Raw genomic sequence first — 23,863 nt, forward strand, 5'->3', positions numbered from 1 at the left:
TATATATGGAATCCAATAAAAATAAACGTGCAATAAAGGTTGGGATTTTCGTTTTTTTGGGTCTGGTGGTACTGGTGGTAGGGGTACTTGCCATTGGGAGTATCAGAAAAGCATTTGGACGGAAAGTGACTGCCGTTGCCATTTTTGGTGATGTGGAAGGACTACAGGCCGGAAATAATGTGTGGTTTTCAGGGGTAAAAATAGGTACTGTCCAGAAAATCAGTTTCTATGGCAAGTCTCAGGTAGAAGTGACTATGAATATTGAAGAAAAGTCGCAGGAATACATTCGGCAGGATGCTAAAGCCAAGATAAGTACGGATGGACTAATCGGAAATAAGATAGTAGTAATCTATGGAGGTACTCCTACCGTACCTCCAATTGAAGATGGAGCCCGACTAGCCGTTGAACAAACGGAAGGTACTGAGCAGATGATGAAAACCCTGCAGGAAAACAACCGAAATATTCTCGCTATTACGAATGACTTCAAAGCCATAAGCGCCCGTATTCGTGAGGGGGAGGGGACCGTAGGTAAACTTCTGAATGATGAGACGCTGTACCGCGATCTGGAAGCCACCATGGCTCGCTTGCAGCGGACTGCCGACAATGCCCAGACTATGTCAGCTTCGCTGGCTCGCTTCACCTCCAAACTAAATCAACAGGGCAACTTTGCTAATGAACTGGTAACGGATACTACCATGATGCCTGACCTGCGGGTAGCGATGGATCAGGCCCGCGAGACCCTTTCCCAACTCAGCGAAACGGCTTCTACGGCAGATGCCATGGTCAACAACCTGAAACAGACCAGCGAAAGATTAAAGACTGACACCGACAGTCCGGTAGGAGTAATGCTGAATGATCAACAGGCCGCTGCCGACTTACGCAGCACGCTTGATAACCTGAATAGTGGTTCGCAACGCCTTGACGGTACGCTTGAAGCACTACAGGGCAGCTTTCTGTTCCGTACATTCATCCGTAGCAAAGCTAAGCAGGAGGAACGTGAAGAGCGGCAAGCCAAGAAAGACCAGAAGAACCAAAAAGACCAGAAGGAGACAGTTATCATAAAAAAAGGAGTTGAGGCTGATACCGCCAAAACTCCCGTTAAGGTTGAGCTGATTTATAAGTAGCTCTTTGCTATTATATAGAGAAATCAGGTCTTTCTCTTTTTTTTGCGGGCCGAAGGAAACAGCACATTGTTCAGGATGAGGCGGTAGCCTGGTGAATGAGGAAATAGGTTCAGATCGGTTGTCATACGGTGTCCGCCCCGGCGCCCTTCGGGGTCGTGGCCTCCATAGAAGGTCCACTGTCCCCGGCCTAGCTCACCGTACAGGTACCGGTCCGATGATTTGCTCTGACCCATGACCAATACGTTGGGTTTAACGGTTTTCTTATTGAAAGCAGTGGTCTGTCCCATAAATTCACGGACAAAGCTCTCGTGGTTTTGCACCAGCATGCTGGGTATAATATCCCATTTGGCAGAGAAGTCGAACAGGGAAAAGAACTCTTCTGTTTGACCGTAGCCATAGCCTCCGGCTGAGGAATTAATATCAGAGAAGGCCATTCCACCGTAGCCTTCTTCATAATCCAGTATAAAGTTGCCAAAGGCTACGGTTTTGTTAAAGTCCAGTTTTGATTGTGCATTGGCGTCAATGCCATCTCCATCAAACTGGCTGTCTACGATATCTACCCCTTCGGCCGCCAGCGCAATGTCAAAGGTTTCGGCGGCTGAGCACATGGCGAACAGGTACCCTCCACCGGCGCAGAAGTCCCGGATGGTCTTGGCTACGGCCAGCTTCATATGTGATACTTTGCCATAGCCGTATTTTTTGGCAATATCTTCCTGCGCTTTGATGTCTTCGGGCGACATACGCCGCAGATTACGTCCGTACTGGCCCGTAAAGTCTTCGTGGTGAAGGTGCAGCCAGTCATATTTTAGCAGATCTCCTTTAAGTACTTCATCATCATAGACTACATCAAATGGTATCTCGGCGTACTTGAGTACCAGCAGTACCGCATCATTGGACTCGAAGGTAGCAGGACCTACTTTGATGGGGGAGTACACTACGATCCGGGGGGCCTTCTGAAGCTTCACCACGTTCATATTCACTTCCGGCACGGATATCTGTTCCAGTAAAGTGTTGGCACTTGCATCCGAAATAACTTCATAAGATACCCCCCGCACGCGACATTCCTTTTCGGCCGTTGATGTATACTTAATCATAAAACTACCTCCACGGTAGTTGAGGAGCCAGTCTACATCAAGATCCTGTTTCAGGATGGAGAAAGCAATGCCGTACGCTTTGAGGTGGTTGGCCTGCTTATCATCCATCGGGATCAGGATGGAGTTAGCGAAGCTGGTAGTGCAGAGTAATGCCAGCAGGATTGTAAAGTACATTTTTAACATAAGCCTATCCATTGAAGGTAGTCGCTACTGCGACAATACCAGTTAGTATTTATTTATACTTGGATGAAAAATTCCTGACTCCACTTAACTTCTTCCCGAATTTTGAGGCTATGCCATTGTAACAGTAGCATGATGTACTACCTACACCTTACAAGAGGCATGACTGGAGGGTAAAATAGGAATACACTATTACCTAGGTGACATTCCGTATACCAAAGCTAAAAAAGAAATTGAATATCTCAAACTACTGATGAAGAGGCCAATATGTTTAGGCATGTATACCAGTAATATAGGTAGTCAGGTACCAGGGGAGGTGATAAAGACTGGCACCTAAATGCTGGTTTCCACCGTTGTACCCGTGCTTCCGATATCGATTGATACTGATCAGGTACATACTACTACTCGAGTACAAGAGCGAATGAGAGGAAACAAAACAGGCCTTCCGGATGTCCGGAAGGCCTGTTTTGTTGATGAGAAGTACGTATCAGTATAGCTTAGACATACCATTAAAATATTCATACGTTTTCTTTGCTCTCCTTCTGGAAGGAACAATTCTACTGTCGTCTTTCAGGATAACTACTCCCGATTTCATGCATTTTTTTACGTACAACTCATTTACAGATTCATGTCGGTTGATTCTGATAAAGTTGCCGTGTGGTTGCAGTGTCTCTTCAAGATACTTTAGAGTACGTGAAACGATGAAAGATTTGCGGTCAGTAAAAAAAAGCTGCGTGTAGTTTCTTAAAGCAACCATTCTGACAATAGTGTTAGGATTGACATGAGTGTGTGCTCCTACGTGAACTGATGGCGCCTTAGGTGCGCTGATTGATGGATACAAGTGCATAGTGTGTATAGAAAATAGTGTGTGAAAAAATAGTGTGGATATATGTTTAAAAAAGTTAATAAAAAGAACTCAATCGAAAAAAACTTGGCATTGTTATTGCTTTATTTTTGTCGGTAAAGCTATATGCAAATAAAGGCAGGAATAGAATGGGTGTCAATACCCATTAATGGGTATACATTTGCCTAAATTTTTACATATTATTCTTAATTACTTGAATATCAGATAGATGCTGTCTTTGGCCTTATGGGCCGACTATCTATATAAATATTGAAAAAACAAGTATAGTAGCTTTTAGTATTAGTGGCTTTGATTGGTTACATAACCAATATAATTGCATCTGAAATTATAATTAAACCCACCCCTCACGGAGAGCCAGCGCTACAAGTTCTGCGGTAGAACGCGCACCTGTCTTAATCAGCATATTCTTGCGATGCCGATCAACAGTCTCCTTAGCAATGTCTAGTTTGGTGGCAATGTCCTTACTCTGATTTCCTTCAATCATAGCCGATAGTACCTGTTTTTCCCGCTTACTTAGTAGCTCCCGCGAGGGAAGAAACAGGTCAGAGATTTCCTGATTAACAAAGGAAGGCTCACCGTCAAAACCGATGAAAGAGAGTACAGGTCTGCCATTATCTTTAAGATGAGATATGTCTGTATGTATGGCAAGAGTACGTAGAATAGCCCCCTGATCGTCAGTCTGGATAGGTATCACCTGCTGGAGTACCCTGATAAAATGGCCTGTCGATTTTCTGACTCGGTAGTCGTATCGTACTTTATATTTCAGGATTTTATCGGCAGGTAACTGATCAAAAAAGTCACTTATTGTATACTCTATGTTCATTACATACGGCAGATCTTCCGGATGAATAATATCCAGTAAAAATTGGATATCAATCATACTAGACTGGTAACCAAGTATCTCACATAAACTGCTACTCAAATGTTCGATGTTTGAATTAGTGTAGTTGAAAATATAAAAGTAGTAGTCGCCTATCTGGAAAAAATTTAGTAACCTGTGGTGATCTTCTAATTCAAAGTTATAATCCGGGGCAACTGATTCTTTTGATATTTTTTTCCATACTTTTTGTAACTCATTTAGCTTTACAGTTTCCAAATTCATTCCTTAAAAGGTGTATTAGTGGGTGTGTCTTTGTAAGGACTATACAGTTTTTACGTGTACAGCTTGATCTATTGGTAACGCAGTTATGTGTAAGTAACTTACTGTTGATATAAGTATGCCGGAATTTGAGCTATACTGTCACGTCAATATACTAATAAATAATTTTAATAAAGTGAAAAATATTTAAGAGTATTTGAATAACCCTATAAAGTAACACGCTAGTTTACAGCTGGTTACAATAACTATCTTCGGTTCGATACTTACTGCCTGCGTTGGTATTTAATATGCATTTATCTACCAGGATTTCATTAAAACGCTATAAGTAGCATTAATCCGGTTAAGCAGTTACACTAGTCTGATAAAGTGTCTGATACTACTTATAATACAGGATTTTAACTCTATTTGGTGCAGATATAAAGAATAAAAAGCATAAGTTTTTGTTGATAAACTTTCAGATCGTACTGTGCTTTTTATGTGTAATGCAGAAGGTGATTAGAACTAGAAGGTTGAACTAGCCAACTAAAATATTGTAGTAAAAATTGGTTACATGTGTAGTGTGGCATGGTTTGTGGTAGTGGGTTAGTACTTCAATTAATGAAGATCTATAAAAAAGATCTTTTTAGATCATGGAATGATTTGTAAATATCTACTTTAAAAGTAATAGCAGCAATACTTATCATTCAGTAATTTGGTTATCTACCAGTCAACAATTTATGGCAGCCATTAGCTCCTCCTTTGATGTATCCTCTTTCAAAGATATATGGCGATCTGATTTATTGACGTCTCAGGTAGTTGAATCAAAAGACTTGTTTCACGGGAATACTTTACTAAACGAAGTACTTATACTTGGTGGGACGGCTATGGCTATAGTGGATCTGAAGACTAAGTTGTACACGTGTATCTATGGCGATGTAGACAAAGTATTCGGATGGAGCCAGCAGCATCTGCTTGACGGAGGAGTGGCATTTTTACTTGAAAGAATACCTCCGGGTGATATCCAGGCTATTGAAGATATGCATGGGCGGATAATCCAGCATATAAAAGATTTATCGGATGCCGAGAGCAAACAATACCGGGCAATTCTGGACTACCGAATTATTAGGCCCGATGGCAGTCTGGGCCGTATCATACAGGATACACTATGCCTCAAAAGAGATGATCAGGGTAATATCCTGTTTCTGCTGGCCCTGGCTTCGGATATATCCCATTTGAAGCGGGACGGCAGGCAACATCTGCGACTTTCCAATGGAAAAGAAGACCTGATTTATGAAGTAGATAATGAAACAGGTACAGTACGTCAACTGGAAGTACTAAGTAGTCGGGAATTAGAAATAGCCAGGCTTATGGGTAAAAAAATGACAAGTGAAGAGATCGCCGGTAAGTTATTTTTAAGTCCACATACCGTCAATACTCATCGGCATAACATGTTAAAGAAACTGGACATGGTTGATACCCTTGAGCTCATTAATTTTCTTTCTGTATACCGTTTTATTTAAAATGGTTAATAACTCCTGACCGGTATACTTACCAGGTAAATAGCATCAGGATAAAATGTAAGCCTTCTCCTCGCTTATCACAAAAAAATACTACCCATTTCCAAAAAGCGTTCTATTTTTGCCTGGTTCCTATTCGGTACCTTGCCAGCTTAGGTTATATCCATTCAACACAGCCATGACTAACCCTAACCTCCCAGACCAGCACGAGCAGGATGGCTTACCGCCTTTTGTTAAATCCTGGCCCCAGATGTACACTCTGATTATAGGTGTACTGGTGCTTCAGATTGTGTTGTTCTACCTATTTATGACCCATTTTCAATGACCTACCTCGACTGGATTGTTCTGGTACTTACGCTTACCTTTATTATCAGCTACGGGATCTACCGCAGCCGTGTAAATAAAAATATTGAATCTTACCTGCTGGCAGATCAGTCGCTCCCCTGGTACCACGTTACGCTTTCGCTGATGGCGACCCAGGCCAGCGCTATTACATTCCTATCGGCACCCGGACAGGCGTATACCGATGGTATGCGGTTTGTGCAGTTTTACTTCGGATTACCGATGGCGATGGTAGTCCTGTGTATTACGTTCGTGCCCCGCTTTCACCAGCTGAAGGTATTTACGGCTTATGAGTTTCTGGAAGGACGATTTGATCTAAGGACGCGTGGACTCACAGCTGGACTTTTTCTGCTTCAGCGGGGGCTCTCTACCGGATTATCGATTTATGCTCCGGCTATCATTCTATCGTCCATACTGGGATGGGATATTACAATCACTAATATTATCTCAGGAGGATTGGTGCTCCTATATACCGTCACAGGTGGGGCTAAGGCTATCTCTCATACGCATTTGCTGCAGATGGGCATAGTAACACTCGGCATGGTGATCGCAGGCTTTATGGTTGTGCATCTATTACCAGAAGATGTGTCATTTACGGACGCCCTTCACGTAGCCGGAAAAATGGGAAAGACCAATGTGATCGATTTTTCCTTTGACCTGAACAACAGGTACAACGTCTGGTCGGGTATCATCGGAGGTTTCTTTCTGCAGTTGTCGTACTTCGGTACGGATCAGTCGCAGGTGGGCCGGTACCTGACGGGAAGCTCCATAGGGCAGAGCCGCCTTGGCTTAGCCATGAATGGTCTGTTGAAGATACCCATGCAGTTCCTGATCCTGATGGTGGGGGTGCTGGTTTTTGCCTTTTACCAGTTCAATAATCCACCTCTGTTCTTTAATCAGGTACAGGTAGATCGGATACAGCAAACAGTGTACGCGGGAGCATACCAGCAACTGGAGGCACGCCATGACGCAATTCAAACGGAAAAGTCAAAAGAGGTGCTGGCGCTTCACCAGGCACTGGAGCGGGAAGATGAAGTGGGCATTGAGAAATCCCGGGCTATTCTGGGAAGTCTGGAAGTAGATGTACAGGGTGTTCGAAAGGAAGCACAGGAACTACTCGTCAAAGCCAATGGGGAGGAAGTCAATGATGTCAATTACATCTTCCTCCGTTTCGTGATCGAGTACCTGCCGGTGGGGCTGGTCGGGCTATTGATTGCCGTTATACTACTGGCATCGATGGGATCGGTAGCGGCAGCCTATAACTCTCTGGCTTCTACAACGGTAGTTGATATATACAAACGCATGATCCGGAGCGATGCTTCTGATATGCACTACGTAACTGTCTCCCGCTGGGTTACCTTTGGGTGGGGCATCTTCTGTATTTTTGTGGCTCAGTATGCCAGCCGTCTGGGTAGTATGATCGAGGCTGTTAATGTGCTGGGATCTCTGTTTTATGGCGTAATACTGGGCGTGTTCTTGGTTGCCTTTTACTTCAAAAGTATTGGGAGCCGGGCCGTATTCTGGGGTGCTGTGATTGGCGAAATATTCGTAATCGCCAGCTATTGGATTGAACTGACTGCTTTCCTGTGGCTCAATCTGATTGGCTGTGTCCTGGTTATTGGCTTTGCCTGGATTATCGAAATGATATGGCCCCAATCAAGCGTAACTACAACAACTAAGTAACTCTTTGAGTATTATAAGTAAATAGCTGACTTCTAGTTATTTAATCCATCCTCTCTATTGTATTTATTAGTCAGGCAGCTGCAAAGGCAGCTGCCATTGGGACAATATTTACTGAAAATAGGATTAAGGAAGTATGTTTCACGAATAGATGTTTATTCCCTCTATTTTTGAAACTATTCTTTCCAACATGTGCTTTTAAAAGAATACCCGTTCATGTGACCGATGGTTAATTAACTTAGCCTGGATATTCAGTCACAAATACTATTGCCCACTTCTTTTACTTGTTGTCTCAATGAGAGCATTGCTAATGCTTTGTTGGGGAGCGGCCCTTCTTACTGTTCCCCATACCGTAAAGTCGCAGACGGCGGCGGATTCCCTTTCGCAGAGTGTTTCCCTACAGGAATGTATAGAGTACGCACTGAGTCACCAGCCTGCTGTTAAGCAGTTACAGATCGACGAGCAGATCGTATCGCGTACGGTCAAAAGTCGCCTTGCCGACTGGTACCCCCAGCTCAACCTTACCTACAACATCCAGCACTTCCTTAAGCTACCCGTTATTATCCTGCCCGATTTTGCTAATCCAGGTTCGGGAGCGCGTAGAGAAGTACAGTCAGGCGTAGCCAATACGTCTACCCTTGGCTTCACGGTGAATCAGTCCCTGTTTAACCGGGATCTGCTCCTGGCCAATCGTACGGCGCAGGATGTATACCGGCAGGCTGCTCAGAATACACTCAACACCAAGATTGATGTGGTGGTGGATGTGAGTAAGGCATTTTATGATGTACTACTTACCCAGCAGCAACTGGAAATCGTAGAGGCAGAGATTCTGAGGTCAGAGCGAAACCTGAGGGACGCTTATAACCAGTTTCAGGGAGGTATTGTAGATAAAACCGATTATAAGAGAGCTACCATAGCGCTGAATAATTCCAAAGCCCGCTACAAGCAGGCCGCCGAAGAGCTGAACGCTAAGAAAGCTTACCTGAAGAGCCTGATGGGGTATCCGGCCGATCGAGCCATTAACCTGGAACTGAACAGCGCCTCTATACAGCAGGAAGCGCTGATGGACACTACCCGCAGCCTCACTTACGATAACCGCATCGAGTACCAGCTACTCCAGACCCGGCGCAGCCTCCTACAGGCAGAGCTACTGTATGAGCGGTGGAGCTACCTGCCGACAGTGTCTGCTTTCCTGAACTACAACAACGTATTCCAGAACCAGCAATTTGGCGAACTGTACAGCCGGGCATTCCCGAACTCGCTGTTTGGACTCACGCTGGCGCTTCCCATTTTTCAGGGAGGAAAGCGCATTCATAATATAAAGATCGCCGAACTGCAGCTCAATCGCCTGGATTGGGAGTTTGCCGGGCTGCGAAATGCCGTCAATGCCGAGTATGAGCAGGCACTGGCCCAATACAAAGCCAACCTTACCTACTACCAGACTCTTAAAGAAAACGTAGATCTGGCCCGTGAGGTCTATGACGTTATCCAGCTCCAGTACAAGTCGGGAGTGAAGACGTACCTGGAGGTGATTATAGCCCAGACCGACCTGCAGACTGCCGAGTTTAACTATACCAATGCGCTGTATCAATTGATCAGCAGCCGGCTTGATGTAGAACGGTCACTGGGTACGATCCGACCCTGATATACTTTAACCAACATCCTAACCTAGCAGAGATTATAAATAGCTTTATACAATGAATAAGATAGTACGCCCATCAGTAGTGGCTCTGGTAGCTTTATCGGGTTTTATCGTTTCCTGTGGCGATAAGAACGCTCAGCAACAACAGGCTCCACCCCCACCAGTACAGGTAGCGACGTACCAGGTACAACGGGGTGAGGCTACTTACTTTGATGAATATCCGGCTACGGCAGCTCCCCTTAAGCAGGTGGAGCTCCGGGCTATGGCCAGCGGTTACGTAACGGGTATCTACTTTGAGGATGGTCAGCAGGTCAAAAAAGGCCAGCGACTGTATCAGATAGATCAGCAGCAGTACCAGGCATCAATGGATCAGGCGGTGGCTCAGCTACGTGTAGCCGAGGCCAATGAGCGCCGGGCACAGCGGGAGGCAGATCGTTATAGAGCTCTGGACAAGCAGGAGGCCATAGCTAAGCAGATACTTGACAATGCTCTGGCCGATCTGGAAACGGCCCAGATGCAGGTACAGTCTGCAAAAGCCGCCGTAGACCAGACCAGAACCGGCCTGAACTACTCCAACATTTATGCCCCGTTTGCGGGTACAATTGGCATATCGCAGGTACGCATGGGCGCTTTGGTTACCCAAAACCAGACCCTCCTGAATACGCTTTCAACGGATAGTCCGATGGCGGTTGATTTTGAGGTAAACCAGAAAGATATTGTTCGTTTTACCAACCTGATGCAGCGGGGCAATGGCAAAGACTCCACCTTTACGCTGTCGCTGCCGGATGGTAGTCTGTATGCCTATACCGGCAAGATTGATCTGATTGACAGGGCTGTCAACCCACAGACCGGTACCATCAAGGTACGTCTTGTCTTCCCTAATCCGGAGGGTATGCTTAAGGTAGGTATGACCGTGAATGTACGCGTAAAAGGAGGCAATAATGGACCTACACTGCTCATTCCGAACAAAGCGGTCATGGAGCAGATGGGTGAGTACTTTGTATACGTGGTACAGGGCGATAGTGTAGTACAGCAACTGGTACAGCTTGGAAATCAGGCGGGAGATAAGATTGTGGTACGGGAAGGTATTGATGAAAATACGGTAATTGTTACTGAGGGTATTCAGAAGCTTCGAAACGGAGCCAAAGTAAGTACCTCAGCACCCGTAGCGGGGAAATGATCGGAGTAGGGGATGAGAAAAGTCCTAGAATATAGAGTGAAAGTTTAGGTTTTAAATCTGGGTTATGTTTGCAAATAAATTTATAAACAGGCCAATTCTGGCTATAGTGATCTCCCTGGTGATCCTGTTGGTGGGAGTATTGGCTATCATGAACCTACCCATTAGCCAGTATCCGGATATTACACCTCCGACCATTCAGGTATCGGGGACATTTACCGGGGCGGATGCTTCTACCGTGGAGCAGACGGTTACTACCCCTGTCGAAACGCAGATCAATGGTACGCCCGGCATGACCTATATGCAGAGTAACAGTACCAGTGATGGTCGTACCTCGGTCAGTGTGGTATTTGATGTAGGTACTGATGTGGACGTAGCGGCCATGGACGTGCAGAACCGCGTGAGCGTAGCAACTCCTCAACTACCCAGCGAAGTAACGCGTCTGGGGCTTACCGTACGTAAGCGTAGCCCGAGTATCCTGATGCTGGTGGCTATTTACTCACCCAAAGGTACCCACAATGTCAACTTTATTAACAACTACGCCAATATCTACGTACGGGATGCCTTACTTCGGGTCAAAGGGGTAGGAGATATATTTAGCCGGGCCGATGACTTCAGTATGCGGATCTGGCTGCAGCCCGACAAACTGGCTCAACTGGGCCTTACTTCCAGCGAAGTACTGGCTGCCCTGCAGGAGCAAAACTTGCAGGTGGCGGTAGGTTCGGTAGGAGCACCTCCTCAGAACTCAGTACAGGCATTTGAATATACCGTATTTACCAACAGCCGGTTAAGTACCGCCGAGGAGTTTGGGAATGTAATTGTACGGACTCGTCCGGATGATGGCTCTATCGTGTACCTGAAAGACGTAGCCCGGGTGGAGCTGGGTAAGTTTAGCTATGCCTCCAACTCTTACGTGGATGGCAAGGAAGCGGCTTACCTGCTTGTATACGAAGCCCCCGGAAGCAATAGCCTTGAGACGGCGCAAGGAGTATACGATGCCATGGAGCGGATCTCCAAGACCTTCCCCAACGACCTGAGCTATATAGTACCTTTTGAATCGGTTTCTATTATTCAGGTATCGATCGATGAGGTACTAAAGACGCTGGTCGAAGCCCTGATACTGGTAATCATTGTAGTGTTCTTGTTCTTACAGAGCTGGCGGGCTACCCTTATACCGCTGCTCGCTATTCCGGTTTCCATTGTTGGTACCTTTGTCTTCTTTATTCCGCTGGGCTTTACTATTAATACCCTGACCATGTTTGGGTTTGTACTGGCTATTGGTATTGTGGTGGATGACGCCATTGTGGTAGTGGAAGCTGTGCAACATTATATTGATGAAGAAGGCCTCTCGGCCAAGGAAGCTACCTTCCGGGCTATGAAGGACATCTCCGGGCCGGTTATAGCCATTGCGCTTATTCTGGCGGCGGTGTTCGTGCCGGTAGGATTTATCCCCGGTATCGTAGGCCGCTTGTACCAGCAGTTCGCTATCACCATTGCTATCTCGGTACTTATCTCGGCCTTTGTCGCGCTTACGCTGACTCCGGCGTTATGTGCCATGCTGCTGCGCCCGATGAAGCTGGACCGGGAGTCCAGAGGCCTCAACCGCTTCTTCTACCGATTCAACGAATGGTTCCGACGCGTTACATCTAAGTACTCGCTTGGGGTACAGAAGGCCATTCGGAGGGCTCCGCTGGTGATAGTTGGTATGGTGGTCATGTATGTAGGTACGGGGCTGCTGTTCAAGACCAAGCCAACGGGCTTTATACCGATGGAAGATGGCGGACGTTTGTTCATTACCTACGAACTACCGCAGGCAGCCTCTACCGGCCGAAGCCTCGAGACGCTGACCAGCATCATGAAGATCCTGGACGAGACGCCGGGTATCAACCACTATGCGGGTCTGGGTGGATTAAACGTAGTAACCTTTGCTTCCAAATCCAACAGTGGTACCATCTTTACGCAGTTGACCCCCTGGGGTGATCGTAAGGCCGATTCGCTATCGCTTGATAATATAGCAGCTAGTCTGCGGAAGCGATTTGCTTCCCTGAAAGAAGCGAATGTGGTCGTTATTACGCCGCCGGCTATTCCGGGACTGGGCCGGACGGGTGGTTTTAGCTTTGTACTGGAACAACGGGAAAGTAATGACGATATCCAGACCTTCGAAGGCGTAGTACAAAACTTCGTCGCCGCGGCTAACAAACGGCCAGAGATAAATGGGGCCTTCTCTTTCTTCACCGCTAAAACACCCAGTTATGAACTTACGGTAGACAGGGCCAAGGCCAAGAAACTGGGTGTAAATATCTCGGATGTGTACAGCACGATGCAGACCTTCCTGGGGAGCCGCTATGTCAATGATTTTACCCTCTATGGACGTAACTTCCGGGTAGTGGCACAGGCTGATACCAGCTTCCGCTCCAATATACAGGAGCTGGGCAACTACTATGTACGTAACCAAGCCGGTGAGATGGTACCTATCAATACTATAGTGAGCTATAAGGTGGTGGAAAGTGCACCGCTGATTTCGCATTACAATCTCTTCCGCTCTACGGAGATCAACGGGAACCCTGCGCCGGGATACAGTAGTGGAGAAGCCATACAGGCCCTGCGCGAGGTGGCCGATCAGGTACTACCCGTTGGGTATGGCTATGAGTTTTCGGGATTGAGCTTAGAAGAGATTAACTCCGGATCCAGTACAGTATACATATTCGGGCTTTCGATCCTGTTTGTGTTCCTGTTCCTGGCGGCCTTGTACGAAAGCTGGTCGGTACCTTTTGCGGTACTGCTGGCGGTACCTATCGGTGCATTTGGAGCTATCCTGACGCTGATGTTCTTCCCGGCCATCAGTAATAACATCTACGCGCAGATCGGTCTGTTGACACTGATCGGTCTGGCCGCTAAGAATGCTATCCTGATCGTGGAATTTGCCAAAGAGCGGGTAGACCACGGTGACTCGATCTGGGATGGTACCCTGGAAGCGGTAAGGCTGCGTTTGCGTCCGATTATCATGACTTCACTTGCCTTTATTCTGGGGGTACTTCCGCTGGCACTATCAAGTGGAGCCGGAGCTGCCGCCCGTAACACCATCGGCTGGACGGTGCTAGGAGGTATGCTGGCCGCTACGCTGCTGGCAATCTTTATAGTACCCGTACTATTCGCCATTATTGCCAAATTCGCCTACGGACGTAAGAGCCTGCATGAAGCCGGACCTGTACCTGCCGGTGTCGAAGAAGAAGTAAAGCACGTGTAAGTACGAGCTATATCATTGAATAAACAAAAGGCGAAGCTGTTGAGGCATCGCGTTTTGTTTTGATATATGGATATTTGGAGCCACTAAGTCAGCAGGCTGATCGTATGTTACCTGATTAGGGGAATGCCGTTCAAGGCTGGATACCGGGTAGACACTGTAAAAGGTTGGAGTAGCTTAAAAAGCAAATGCGCCACACTAGCTCAGTGTGGCGCATTTGCAAGATACTATTACTGGTACAGCAGATTATTTCTTCTTTTTGCCTTTGGCGGCTGATGAAGCGGCATTCGCAGCGTTAGCAGCAGCAGGGAGTTTAGCCTGCATGGCTTTAATGCCACTCTCGATCTGAGGTCCCATGAATGAGAAGGCACCGTCGTTAGAAGTCTTTCCCATCGCCAAGGCTTTCTGAGCCAGTGGTAGTGCTTCGGCTACTTTGCCCATCCGGTTCAGGATCTGGGCTTTCAGCCACAGGTTACGGAAGTTCTGCTGCAGGCCGATAGCCTTGTCGGTCAGAGCCAGCGCTTTGTCCAGGTCTCTGCCGGTCGACAGGATATAGTTAGCGGCAGTCATCAGCGTGTTAGGATCTTCCGGCTTCTCGGCTACGGCTTTGTTTAGTCCGGCCATCGTCAGCTGATTTGTACTTACACCAACCGGTACAGACAGATTCAATGCCGCCCACGATACATTCAGCTTAGCAGTACTATCCGTTACATTGGTAAATGTGATCAGGAAGGTTTCGTTGAATGTTGATGAATTAGGGTAAGCGGTAACACGGGCTACATCTTCGGACTGCTTGTAAGCACCAGTTCCTCCCTGGTTCCAGTTTTTGTTCAGAATAACCGTCCACTCTCCCGCACCAGGCATGGTAAACAGCGCGTACTTACCAGCCGGGACTGTTTTGCCACCGAATGTAAAGTCAGTAGAGGCTTCCAGCGTAGTAGCCATGTTGGCACCGGTACGCCATAGCTCTCCATAGGGTACTACGGCCCGGGCAGATGTGTCACCAAAAATAGTACGTCCTTTGACATTAGGGCGTGAATACATTACCGTGAAGTCAGTTACTCCAACCGACTGCATCACTCCGGCCGATGTACTAGGCTGAGGAGTCCGTTGGGCCAGGGAAGTACCGGCTACGGCCAGGGCGAAAGCAAATGACAAAAAATACTTTTTCATGTTTTTAAAATTTTATTTTCAAGTCAGACCATTGATCTTAGCGGCTAAATTAGAAGGAAAATACAACAATATCTACCCGTATGAGAAGAGAGTGGTTACTTACCCGGCTGGATCAGCACCAGCCACTGGATACTAATGAACTGGAAATGTGTGAGAATACAAAAGAGTTTGTCCGGGCGTATGCCGAATGTTTTGAGCGTAGTTTGTCAATAGGTCATGTAACAGGATCTGCCTGGGTGGTGTCGCCGGATCGTTTGCAGGTTCTGCTGATGCACCACGCCAAGCTGGATATGTGGTTTCAGCCGGGTGGACATTGTGACGGTGATCCCAACGTATTAAATGTAGCCATGAAAGAAGCTACGGAAGAAACCGGAGTTAGGGACATAACCCCCGTCAGCGATACTATTTTTGACGTGGATGTACACCTGATCCCGGGCAATGCCAAAGAAGCCGCTCACTACCACTACGACATCCGGTTCCTGCTGGAGGCCGATCCTGAGGAAGTCATCGAGCGAAATGCCGAGTCTAAAGAAGTAAAGTGGATCTCTCTGGATAAAGTGGCAGAGTACAACAATTCTGAATCTATCCTCCGGATGGTACGTAAGGTGCAGCAGGTTACAGCTTCACCTATGTGATAGGGTTACTCCGCATCAGATACAGATCATAATAGGTGAACAGCTCTGTTCTGGATCTGCTACATCTGCCCGGTCATTGCTCTTGGTAGTACACCAGGATAACAACTAAGGTATTGAAGAATTTTATATTAAACTTTTTACTGGATTTAAGAGACTTTGCCTACGTACGTTACTCAAATATAAATGGCCGGGTTACTGCGAAGAGGTGGTTTGGCTATCCTGCGTTGTTAACAGGAATCTTTATGCCTTATTACTTTATGATTTTATTCTTTGTAGTAAGAATAGATAAATTACACTATTCAGGATTTAAGAACTCTCTGGTTTTATACTTCATTGTAATAAGTCTTCATTCTCCCCTAATAGCTATTACCTATTTTGTGATTAAAAAGCTGCAGGAAATAAAGCCGTTATATTTCAAATCTGCATCAATGGATTACCCCCGGAAGCAGAGAGTAGGTTTTGGTGCAATGATACTGGGATGAGGCTTCTTAGCCTTATTCCTGTATATAGTTAATCAGTAGCTACTAAGTAGTCTAACTAAAAGATGTAATTATCGCTGCTCAATATCAGACATATAGTGAAGTGTAGACTATCAAAACAGAGCGGCCTCTCCTTTGGTAAAAGGGAGAGGCCGCTCTGTTTACTGAGTTTTACCGAATAAGAGCTAGACTTTAGTACTTCTGACAGTACAATAAGGGGTTATATGAATACTGCCTACTGCTTCACAAATTTATACGTCCGGACGTGCTGCTCATTGGTAATACGCAGAAGGTACAGACCTGATGGCAGGTGTTTTACGGGTATAGATAAAAGTGGCTTTTCGCTTTCCTTGATTTCTAGTAGTACACTTCCTGTTGTACTTAGGATTTGATACACGTTGCCGGGTTTGTACGGCGTGTTCCCCCACCTGACTACTATTTCCTCCGTTACCGGATTGGGATAAAGCTGAAAATTGATCCCACCGGGTTCCATACCCAAGGGCCCAAATTCCCGTTGGATGATTTCTTGGGCACGCTCAGCCGAAGGTACTCCGTAGCCGAGCAGATTGTCTGGTCGGTTGGCCTGATGTCCTGATCTTTCCAGCACATCGATGAGTTGCTGAGCGGTAAGAGTCTGGTACTCCTGCATTAGCAAAGCAGCCAGCCCGGCGATCTGTGGCGTAGCGAAGGAGGTGCCGTTACCGGTAGAGGCACCGCCTGAACCCAGGTCATTGCCCACTACGGTACCTACACCTACGGCAGCGACATCAGGTTTCTGGAGGCCATTGGCGGTAGGCCCTACGGAGCTAAAAGGAGCGTAGGAACGGTTGAGATAGGTAGCTCCTACAACCAGTACCGAATCCACATCGGCCGGAGCGGAAATAAAGCGCCAGATTTCATCACCGTCATTACCGGCAGCATTCACCACCAGGATACCCTTGCGAGCCGCCACCCGGGCCGCCCGGGATACTATGGTGGTATTCCCATTCATATCGGCGTAAGTGTAGTTGTAGGCAGGTGTATCAAACTCGCCCAGGAACGTGGAGTAGCCCAGGGAGCTGTTGATAATGTCAGCACCCAGACTGTCAGATCGCTCGGCAGCCAGTAACCACGCTACCTCTTCATAGGGTGTTTCGCTGATTTCATTTTCGGTACGGTAGAGGGCAAAGCTCGCTTTGAAAGCCGCTCCGACCAAAGTACCTGGCTCATAGGCCGCAATGGTGGAAAGTACATTGAGGCCGTGGTCATCATCATCGTAAACATCCCCGTCACGTGCTACAAAGTCGTGCGTATCAAGAACACGTTTGTCGTCAAACAGGTGCTTGAGGTACCCCAGTTGATTGGCCCTCGAAAAACCCGAATCGAAAATGGCAATGAGTACTCCCTGTCCCTGAATCCCCTTCTCGTGCAGGGTAGGTACTCCCAGCAGGGCCAGCTGATCGAAGGTACGACCGTAATCAATGGTTTCAAGGGTTTCCAGCTTGTCAGTAGTGGCTGCTATTCTGGCTAATCCGGGGGTAGCAGTACCATTGATATTAGCTAAGGGGAGATTTCTTTCTAATCCCTGATAGAAGGGCAGGTTCTGGATCGCGGACAATTGACTCATCGTAGCTTCCACTACCACTCCGTTGAACCAACGGGTCGTATTAATGACCCGCGCACCTGTTTGTCGCACTGCCGCCACGTAGGCCGGATTAACGGGAAGGTCCTGCGTGGTAACAGGAATAGTATGTCGCTGACGACGGGCGATGGCCCGCTCGGATAGAAAGGCCTCCGGATTCTGAATGGAATAAGGAGAATTGGCTTTATCCTTGAACAACACCAGGTAACGGGGGGCCTGCTGAGCCAGCAAGGTTTCTGCGGTCAGCAAGCCAGCTACGATGAGTAGTCCGGTGATATATTTTTTCATGTAGAGCTGTATCTTATTGACGTGTTCCGTACCCACTAATAGTACTTATCTCTTTTATTCCATAATCAATCTTCCCCTGTCCGGCGCAGTCCGGTGTACTACAGTACTGCAGAAATACCCGCTCCCGTTGCACCAGGCCCACGTTTTTTGCGTAAACCTCCCGCAGGCGCCTAAGCGCTACTAAGGTAGAGTCATTCTGTTGAACTACCGTAACCGTATGCTCAAACGGCTGAGTCCCCAGCGTGATCGGCTTTGCTACCTGTGTTGCCTCAAATATCCTTTCCTCCTGCTGATTGTACAGATTGCCGTTCCAGCGCTGCCGCTCTGTGACTGGGAAAAACAGTTTTACTTCCGTTCTCCCGTTCTCTGTACGCATCGCTCGTTCGGTAGTACGCCAGGATGTCATTAGAGAATCGGTTTTCCACTCCCCATTCATTTGTAGAACGGAGCGCTCTATGAGGTATATTGTCTGCCCGGTGGCATCGGTATACGTGTCAGTGATGGTTTCACGGCGCTGGAAAGTACGTGAGGCAGGCGACTGAGCTAATGAATACCGTGTTTCCTGAACCTGATACTCTACATACTGCCCCACTTCGAGGGGAAAGTAGTCGTACCCCATATTGGGAGTGGGTTGCTTATCCGTCTGACACGAGAAAGCCATTCCTGCTATCATGAGCAGCAACAGGCGCTTAGCTATTTTGTAAGAGCGGTTCACTTACTTGCTATGGGTTGTACGGGTTGATTTACCCCTCCAATGTGCTGACAATTCAGCATTTCAGTCATGCCTTCGTGCGGTACTTTATCCTTGGAATAGCCGTAGGTCAGGCGGAGTGACTGCGTATGGTTGTTGTCGCCCATGGCTACGTCTACATCATCCATTCCAAACTCACACGGATGTTCGTATCCGGCCGCGTGGGTGATCTCCATGATTTCCTTGGAAAGGGTTCTCATGTAGTTAAAGAAGCGCTCGCTCTTCAGCGTTGGGTCAAGGCCCGACTGCAGCCAGGGATTATTGGTGGCTATACCCGTTGGGCAGCGGTTGGTGTGGCAGGCCTGGGCCTGTATGCAACCAATGGCCAGCATAGCCGAACGAGCTATATTTACTACATCGGCTCCCATGGCAAAGGCCATAATCGCCTGCGCGGGTAGCCCCAGCTTACCGGCCGCGATGAAGGTAATGCGGTGGGTTAGATTACGTTTCTGGAAGATTTTGTACACGCTGCTGAAGCCGTACACCAGCGGAAGGGCTACGTGGTCGGCAAAAGATGGAGGAGCCGCACCGGTACCGCCTTCACCTCCATCAATGGCGATGTAGTCAGGCCCCTTGCCGGTCAGTACCATAATGTCGGCCAGCTCTTCCCACATTTCCAGCTTACCGACGGCCGCCTTGATCCCAACCGGTAGACCCGTGGCTGCGGCCATTTCTTCAATGAAGTCTACCATACCCCTTACATCCGAAAAGGTATTGTGGAAGGGAGGGGAGATAATATCTCTTCCCATAGGTACGTGTCGTATTTCTGCTATCTCCGGAGTGATCTTGCTGGCGGGTAGCAGGCCACCCCGGCCGGGCTTAGCCCCCTGCGATAGTTTTAGCTCAATCATCCGGATAAACGGGTTGGCTTCGGTCATCCGGACGAGCTTCTCCATGACGAAGTTACCCTCGTCGTCGCGTACTCCGAAGTAAGCTGTCCCCATATTGAATACTACATCGGCTCCGAACTTATGGTAGGGCGATAAGCCGCCTTCACCGGTATTGTGGTAGTTGCCAAATTTCAGCGAACCCTTATTGAGAGCTTCGATGGCATTGGCCGAGAGAGAGCCGTAGCTCATCGCGCTTACATTGACGATGGAGCGGGGACGGTATGGGCGCTTACGGTTGTGGGCCAGACCAATGACCTTGGCCGACGGAATAGCGTACTGAAAGGGCAGACGGGGATCTATCCCCTTGGGCTTCCTTTGCGATAACTTGGATGGTAACAGTGATGGCTTGATGAATACATAGCCCGCGCTCATGATATCCTGATCGGTACCAAAGCCCTGGTAGTTGTTCTCATTCTTGGATGAGGCATATACCCAGGAACGGTGCCGGCGGTTGAAGGGAAGTTCTTCCCGGTTATTAGCCACGATATACTGCCGTAGCTCCGGACCGATGGTCTCGATGAGGTACCGCAGGTGACCAATAACCGGGAAGTTATGGAGAATGGTGTGCTTCTTCTGGCTAACATCCCAGATGGCGAGTAGTACCAGCGGGATCAGAAATAAAACCCACCAGGGCAAACCATAAATATAATCTACGTACTGATTCATGATAGGTTTAGGTTGTTGAAACGAACAGGTTGTCAGACTAATTCTACAATCCCTTTGCTTATACTTCAACCCTTAAACCATCACGAAGGTTGTAATTCTTCCAGATTGGTGATGGAGGACAGATCGTGCCAGTAACCCGGATACGACTTCACTACTACACCCGGCTCCTCAATGATAATGGGAGTAACCATACCTACGGGAGCGAAGGCCAGGGCCATACGGTGGTCATCATACGTATGGATGCTGGCCGGCTGCTCAGGGAGTGCCTCCTGCGTACGCTTTACTTCGTAGCGGTGGTTTGTTTCTACTTCGGTCAGTTCAGCGCCCAGTTTGGCTAACTCTTGCTGCAGAGCATAGATACGGTCTGTCTCTTTGATCTTAAGACTTTCCAGTCCGGTCATGGATGCAGGGATGTTTTTCACCGCGCAGCATACGGCCACGGTCTGCGCCAGATCAGGGCAGTCGGTAAAGTCCCAGCTGAGAGAAGGAGCCGCTTCGATCTTTTGTAGCAGTACGCCGCGTCCGGTGAAGGTACTCTTCACACCCAGTTGTTCCATAATCTGAACGATAGCGCTGTCACCCTGGAGGGAGTTCTCTTTCAGGCCCAGTAGCTCAACCTCGGCATCAGCAGCCAGAGCCACGATGCTGTACCAGTAGCTGGCACCCGACCAGTCTGACTCTACGGCGTAGGAGGTAGGCTTGTACGCTTGGGCAGGTACTTTGATTACCTTTTCATCCCAGTTCGCTTCGTAGGATATGCCAAACTGAGCCATCTGCTGCAGGGTCATCTCGATGTACGGGCGGGAGCCTACTTCACCGGTCAGACGGAGCGTCAGGCCCTCGGGCAGGGTAGGAGCTACCATCAGCAGAGCCGATATATACTGGCTGCTCACATCGCCACGGATGGATACTTCGGACTGGCCGGAGTAGGTAAAGCCATCTAATTGCATTGGTGGGAAGCCTTCGTTTTTTATGTAGGTAATATTAGCTCCCAGGGTACGCAGGGCATCTACCAGCAGGCCAATTGGGCGCTCGCACATTCGGGGCGTACCGGTCATGATTTTCTGCTGGCCCGTAATGGCGTAGTAAGCCGTCAGAAATCGCATGGTAGTTCCAGCATCCAGTACATCAGCGGTCTGGTCTTTTGAGTCGAGCAGGCGCATCATGGTCTGGCTATCGCGGGCCTCTGATACATTAGAGAGCTCGCTCTGGAAGTTGGTAAGTGCATTGATGATAAGCGCACGGTTGCTTTCACTCTTGGATGCGGCCAGGCGTATAACGGCCCGGATGGGTTGCTGAGGCGGGTGTACAAGGATAGCTTTCACTGGATCTTTTACTAAAGTCTGTAACTGATAGCACTATTGGCCAGCGCTCCTGCGCAGGGCCGGAAAAACGGCTGCAAGGTACATATTTTTTGGCAGGGGAGGCCTAAAGGTGGGTCAGGATTCTCCCTAATTGTACGGTTGCCAAAGAAAAAAGGCAGCTTTTCGAAGATCAGAAAAGCTGCCGAGCTAGATGAAGTGTAATTAGATCTTTGGGAGTAATACGAGTTTACTCCACTTTCAGGATACGGAAACCTCGTGCCGCAACCGGTACCGTAGTGGGATTAGTAAGCTTCTCACCACTGAGTACATCGGTGAAGGTACGCTGACCGGTAGGTACCTCAGAGTACTTAGCCAGGGGCAGAGCTACCTGATCTTTGTTCTTATTCAGGACGATCATGTACTTACCTTTATCATCGTAGCGGAAGTACACGTAAGCCCCTTGCTCAGGCCCGTAATGAATGAGCTTACCCTGGTGAATGGCGGTAGTATTTTTACGCCAGTTCAGCAGCTTGCGCATAAAAGCCTGCGCTTCCTGCTCTTTTGCGGATAGTCCTTTGCCGGCAAAGGCGTTGGTTTTATCACCGGTCCAGCCTCCCGGAAAGTCCATCCGGATCTCACCGTGGGAGTCGCTCTTTGGATTGGTTGCCAATATCTCGGTACCGTAGTAGATCTGTGGAATACCGCGGGTGGTCAGCAGGTACACCAGTCCCATCTTGTAGAGGTCCAGGTTTTCCTTAATCTGGGTATGGTAGCGGCTCATGTCGTGGTTGTCCAGGAAGATAACCAGGTTGTCCGGCTCAGGATAAAGAAAATCATTGGCCAGTACTTCATAAAGCTTCTCTAATCCGCGAGCATCGTCGCTGGTAAGGGCCTGTATGGTAGCCGCCTGCAATGGGAAGTCCATCAGCGAGGGCAGGTGCGATACGTAGCCGTTGGCATTCTGCTTGCCCCGCTGCCAGAACGCGACCAGTGCCGGATTCAGTGACCACTCTTCACCCACTACATTCAGATGGGGGTACTCTTCCATCACCCGACGGCTCCACTCGGTCAGGAAAGCTTTGTCAGAGTAGGGATAGGTATCTACCCTCAGTCCACCCAAATCCGCATATTCAATCCACCAGATGGTATTCTGGATCAGGTAGGTAGCCATAAACGGGTTGCGCTGGTTCAGGTCAGGCATAGTAGGTACAAACCAGCCGTCCGACTCCAGGGTCTTGTCGTACTGTGAGGCGTGCGGGTCTTGGTGGGTTTCGCGGCGGTGATTGGTTTGCTGGTAGTTGTCCGGGAAGTTGATCCAGTCCTTTGAGGGAAGGTCTTTCATCCACCAGTGGGCTATGCCGCAGTGGTTCAATACCACGTCCATGATGGTCTTGATGCCTCTGTCTTTGGCCTGAGCCGAAAGCTTTGAAAAGTCAGCATTAGTACCGAAGCGGGGATCAACCTTGTAGAAATCGCTGATGGCGTAGCCGTGGTAGCTGTACTGAGGTTGGTTGTTTTCCAGCAGGGGCATGTTCCAGATGGCGGTGAAGCCCATGTCCCGGATGTAGTCGAGGTGGTTGATAATGCCCTGGATATCGCCCCCATGGCGACCGTGCTCATTCTTACGGTCCGTTTTCTCGGTGGTATCGTGGGTAGTATCATTGGACGGATTGCCATTGGCAAATCGATCAGGGGTGATGAGGTAGATGACGTCGGAGCCATCAAACCCTTTACGCTCCGCTGAGCCATTACGTCTTTCCAGCAGGGTGAAATCAACTTTCTGCGTATCATTGGCCTTTTTTAGCTCTATCCCAACGGTACCCGGTTTGGCAGTGGGCGCAATGGAAAGGGTAATGAACAGATAGTTGGGGTTTTCCAGGCTAGCTACCTGCTTGAGGGTAACGCCCGGATAGTTGAGGGTGGGACGGTAGGTAGCGATGTTCTTCCCGTACAGCATCAGCTGCACATCCGGGTTCTTCATCCCGATCCACCAGGAAGCGGGTTCCATGCGTTCTACCAGCCTGGCGGCATTGACTGCCATTGGAGCCAGTAAAATCCATAGAAAGGCTATTATACTTTTTTTCATTCTATTTAGTCTCCTGTGAGTTCTTGA

At 48.2% G+C, this 23,863-nt stretch carries 17 protein-coding genes; 8 read left to right on the forward strand and 9 right to left on the reverse strand.

Annotated features, from left to right (window positions below; translation table 11 throughout):
• Positions 1–5 precede the first annotated feature (5 nt).
• Positions 6–1,124, forward strand: coding sequence for an MlaD family protein (locus JUB14_RS13550; RefSeq protein ID WP_207506801.1), 1,119 nt, complete (start codon positions 6–8; stop codon positions 1,122–1,124).
• Between the two features lie 23 nt (positions 1,125–1,147).
• Here the strand turns inward: JUB14_RS13550 and JUB14_RS13555 are convergent, their stop codons facing one another.
• The 3 genes from JUB14_RS13555 to JUB14_RS13565 form a co-directional block, all read right to left on the reverse strand.
• Complete coding sequence (locus JUB14_RS13555) at positions 1,148–2,401, reverse strand: Rossmann-fold NAD(P)-binding domain-containing protein (protein ID WP_207506803.1); 1,254 nt, start codon at positions 2,399–2,401, stop codon at positions 1,148–1,150.
• Between the two features lie 484 nt (positions 2,402–2,885).
• A complete protein-coding gene (locus JUB14_RS28115; RefSeq protein ID WP_374757809.1) occupies positions 2,886–3,245 on the reverse strand; it encodes a LytTR family transcriptional regulator DNA-binding domain-containing protein in 360 nt (119 codons plus the stop codon).
• A gap of 349 nt (positions 3,246–3,594) precedes the next feature.
• Entirely contained in the window at positions 3,595–4,365 is a 771-nt protein-coding gene (locus JUB14_RS13565; RefSeq protein WP_262897608.1) for a LuxR C-terminal-related transcriptional regulator, read from the reverse strand.
• Positions 4,366–5,078: 713 nt separating this feature from the next.
• Here JUB14_RS13565 and JUB14_RS13570 point away from each other — a divergent pair.
• The 6 genes from JUB14_RS13570 to JUB14_RS13595 all read left to right on the forward strand — a co-directional run bounded on the left by JUB14_RS13570 (position 5,079) and on the right by JUB14_RS13595 (position 13,946).
• Complete coding sequence (locus JUB14_RS13570) at positions 5,079–5,861, forward strand: helix-turn-helix transcriptional regulator (RefSeq protein WP_207506809.1); 783 nt, start codon at positions 5,079–5,081, stop codon at positions 5,859–5,861.
• A gap of 175 nt (positions 5,862–6,036) precedes the next feature.
• The gene (locus tag JUB14_RS13575; protein WP_207506811.1) at positions 6,037–6,183 is read left to right on the forward strand and encodes a hypothetical protein; all 147 of its coding nucleotides are present in this window, start codon (positions 6,037–6,039) and stop codon (positions 6,181–6,183) included.
• Positions 6,180–7,883, forward strand: coding sequence for a sodium:solute symporter family protein (locus JUB14_RS13580; protein WP_207506813.1), 1,704 nt, complete (start codon positions 6,180–6,182; stop codon positions 7,881–7,883). The genes JUB14_RS13575 and JUB14_RS13580 overlap by 4 nt, the downstream gene beginning before the upstream one ends.
• 292 nt (positions 7,884–8,175) lie before the next feature.
• The gene (locus JUB14_RS13585; RefSeq protein WP_207506815.1) at positions 8,176–9,525 is read left to right on the forward strand and encodes a TolC family protein; all 1,350 of its coding nucleotides are present in this window, start codon (positions 8,176–8,178) and stop codon (positions 9,523–9,525) included.
• 52 nt (positions 9,526–9,577) lie between these two features.
• The gene (locus JUB14_RS13590) at positions 9,578–10,702 is read left to right on the forward strand and encodes an efflux RND transporter periplasmic adaptor subunit (RefSeq protein ID WP_207506817.1); all 1,125 of its coding nucleotides are present in this window, start codon (positions 9,578–9,580) and stop codon (positions 10,700–10,702) included.
• A 64-nt stretch (positions 10,703–10,766) separates the two neighbouring features.
• Entirely contained in the window at positions 10,767–13,946 is a 3,180-nt protein-coding gene (locus JUB14_RS13595; RefSeq protein ID WP_207506820.1) for an efflux RND transporter permease subunit, read from the forward strand.
• 243 nt (positions 13,947–14,189) lie between these two features.
• On the opposite strand, the gene JUB14_RS13600 is transcribed toward JUB14_RS13595, so the two are convergent.
• Entirely contained in the window at positions 14,190–15,116 is a 927-nt protein-coding gene (locus JUB14_RS13600) for a DUF2911 domain-containing protein (protein ID WP_207506822.1), read from the reverse strand.
• A gap of 80 nt (positions 15,117–15,196) precedes the next feature.
• Here JUB14_RS13600 and JUB14_RS13605 point away from each other — a divergent pair, with 80 nt between their 5' ends.
• Positions 15,197–15,751 carry an NUDIX hydrolase gene (locus JUB14_RS13605; RefSeq protein WP_207506824.1) on the forward strand — a complete coding sequence of 185 codons (555 nt, stop codon included), beginning with the start codon at positions 15,197–15,199 and terminating at the stop codon, positions 15,749–15,751.
• 714 nt (positions 15,752–16,465) lie between these two features.
• Here the strand turns inward: JUB14_RS13605 and JUB14_RS13610 are convergent.
• The 5 genes from JUB14_RS13610 to JUB14_RS13630 form a co-directional block, all read right to left on the reverse strand.
• Positions 16,466–18,139: a S8/S53 family peptidase gene (locus JUB14_RS13610; RefSeq protein WP_207506825.1), complete on the reverse strand. Its 1,674-nt coding sequence runs from the start codon at positions 18,137–18,139 to the stop codon at positions 16,466–16,468.
• A gap of 13 nt (positions 18,140–18,152) precedes the next feature.
• The gene (locus JUB14_RS13615; protein ID WP_207506828.1) at positions 18,153–18,854 is read right to left on the reverse strand and encodes a hypothetical protein; all 702 of its coding nucleotides are present in this window, start codon (positions 18,852–18,854) and stop codon (positions 18,153–18,155) included.
• A complete protein-coding gene (locus tag JUB14_RS13620; RefSeq protein WP_207506830.1) occupies positions 18,851–20,446 on the reverse strand; it encodes an FMN-binding glutamate synthase family protein in 1,596 nt (531 codons plus the stop codon). The genes JUB14_RS13615 and JUB14_RS13620 overlap by 4 nt, the downstream gene beginning before the upstream one ends.
• A gap of 80 nt (positions 20,447–20,526) precedes the next feature.
• Positions 20,527–21,771 (reverse strand): 3-phosphoshikimate 1-carboxyvinyltransferase, encoded by a 1,245-nt coding sequence (locus tag JUB14_RS13625; protein ID WP_207506832.1) that lies wholly within the window; start codon positions 21,769–21,771, stop codon positions 20,527–20,529.
• Between the two features lie 226 nt (positions 21,772–21,997).
• Positions 21,998–23,836: a glycoside hydrolase family 13 protein gene (locus JUB14_RS13630; protein WP_207506834.1), complete on the reverse strand. Its 1,839-nt coding sequence runs from the start codon at positions 23,834–23,836 to the stop codon at positions 21,998–22,000.
• Positions 23,837–23,863: the final 27 nt, after the last annotated feature.

The organism is Telluribacter humicola, from assembly GCF_017355935.1.
Classification (GTDB): Bacteria; Bacteroidota; Bacteroidia; order Cytophagales; family Spirosomataceae; genus Telluribacter; species Telluribacter humicola.

Coding starts and splice junctions, on each gene's coding strand:
- JUB14_RS13620 (WP_207506830.1), bottom strand. CDS start 20,446: ATGAATCAGTACGTAGATTATATTTATGGTTTGCCCTGGTGGGTTTTA.
- JUB14_RS13585 (WP_207506815.1), top strand. CDS start 8,176: ATGAGAGCATTGCTAATGCTTTGTTGGGGAGCGGCCCTTCTTACTGTT.
- JUB14_RS13550 (WP_207506801.1), top strand. CDS start 6: ATGGAATCCAATAAAAATAAACGTGCAATAAAGGTTGGGATTTTCGTT.
- JUB14_RS13565 (WP_262897608.1), bottom strand. CDS start 4,365: ATGAATTTGGAAACTGTAAAGCTAAATGAGTTACAAAAAGTATGGAAA.
- JUB14_RS13580 (WP_207506813.1), top strand. CDS start 6,180: ATGACCTACCTCGACTGGATTGTTCTGGTACTTACGCTTACCTTTATT.
- JUB14_RS13570 (WP_207506809.1), top strand. CDS start 5,079: ATGGCAGCCATTAGCTCCTCCTTTGATGTATCCTCTTTCAAAGATATA.
- JUB14_RS28115 (WP_374757809.1), bottom strand. CDS start 3,245: ATGCACTTGTATCCATCAATCAGCGCACCTAAGGCGCCATCAGTTCAC.
- JUB14_RS13555 (WP_207506803.1), bottom strand. CDS start 2,401: ATGTTAAAAATGTACTTTACAATCCTGCTGGCATTACTCTGCACTACC.
- JUB14_RS13600 (WP_207506822.1), bottom strand. CDS start 15,116: ATGAAAAAGTATTTTTTGTCATTTGCTTTCGCCCTGGCCGTAGCCGGT.
- JUB14_RS13605 (WP_207506824.1), top strand. CDS start 15,197: ATGAGAAGAGAGTGGTTACTTACCCGGCTGGATCAGCACCAGCCACTG.
- JUB14_RS13590 (WP_207506817.1), top strand. CDS start 9,578: ATGAATAAGATAGTACGCCCATCAGTAGTGGCTCTGGTAGCTTTATCG.
- JUB14_RS13630 (WP_207506834.1), bottom strand. CDS start 23,836: ATGAAAAAAAGTATAATAGCCTTTCTATGGATTTTACTGGCTCCAATG.
- JUB14_RS13595 (WP_207506820.1), top strand. CDS start 10,767: ATGTTTGCAAATAAATTTATAAACAGGCCAATTCTGGCTATAGTGATC.
- JUB14_RS13575 (WP_207506811.1), top strand. CDS start 6,037: ATGACTAACCCTAACCTCCCAGACCAGCACGAGCAGGATGGCTTACCG.
- JUB14_RS13610 (WP_207506825.1), bottom strand. CDS start 18,139: ATGAAAAAATATATCACCGGACTACTCATCGTAGCTGGCTTGCTGACC.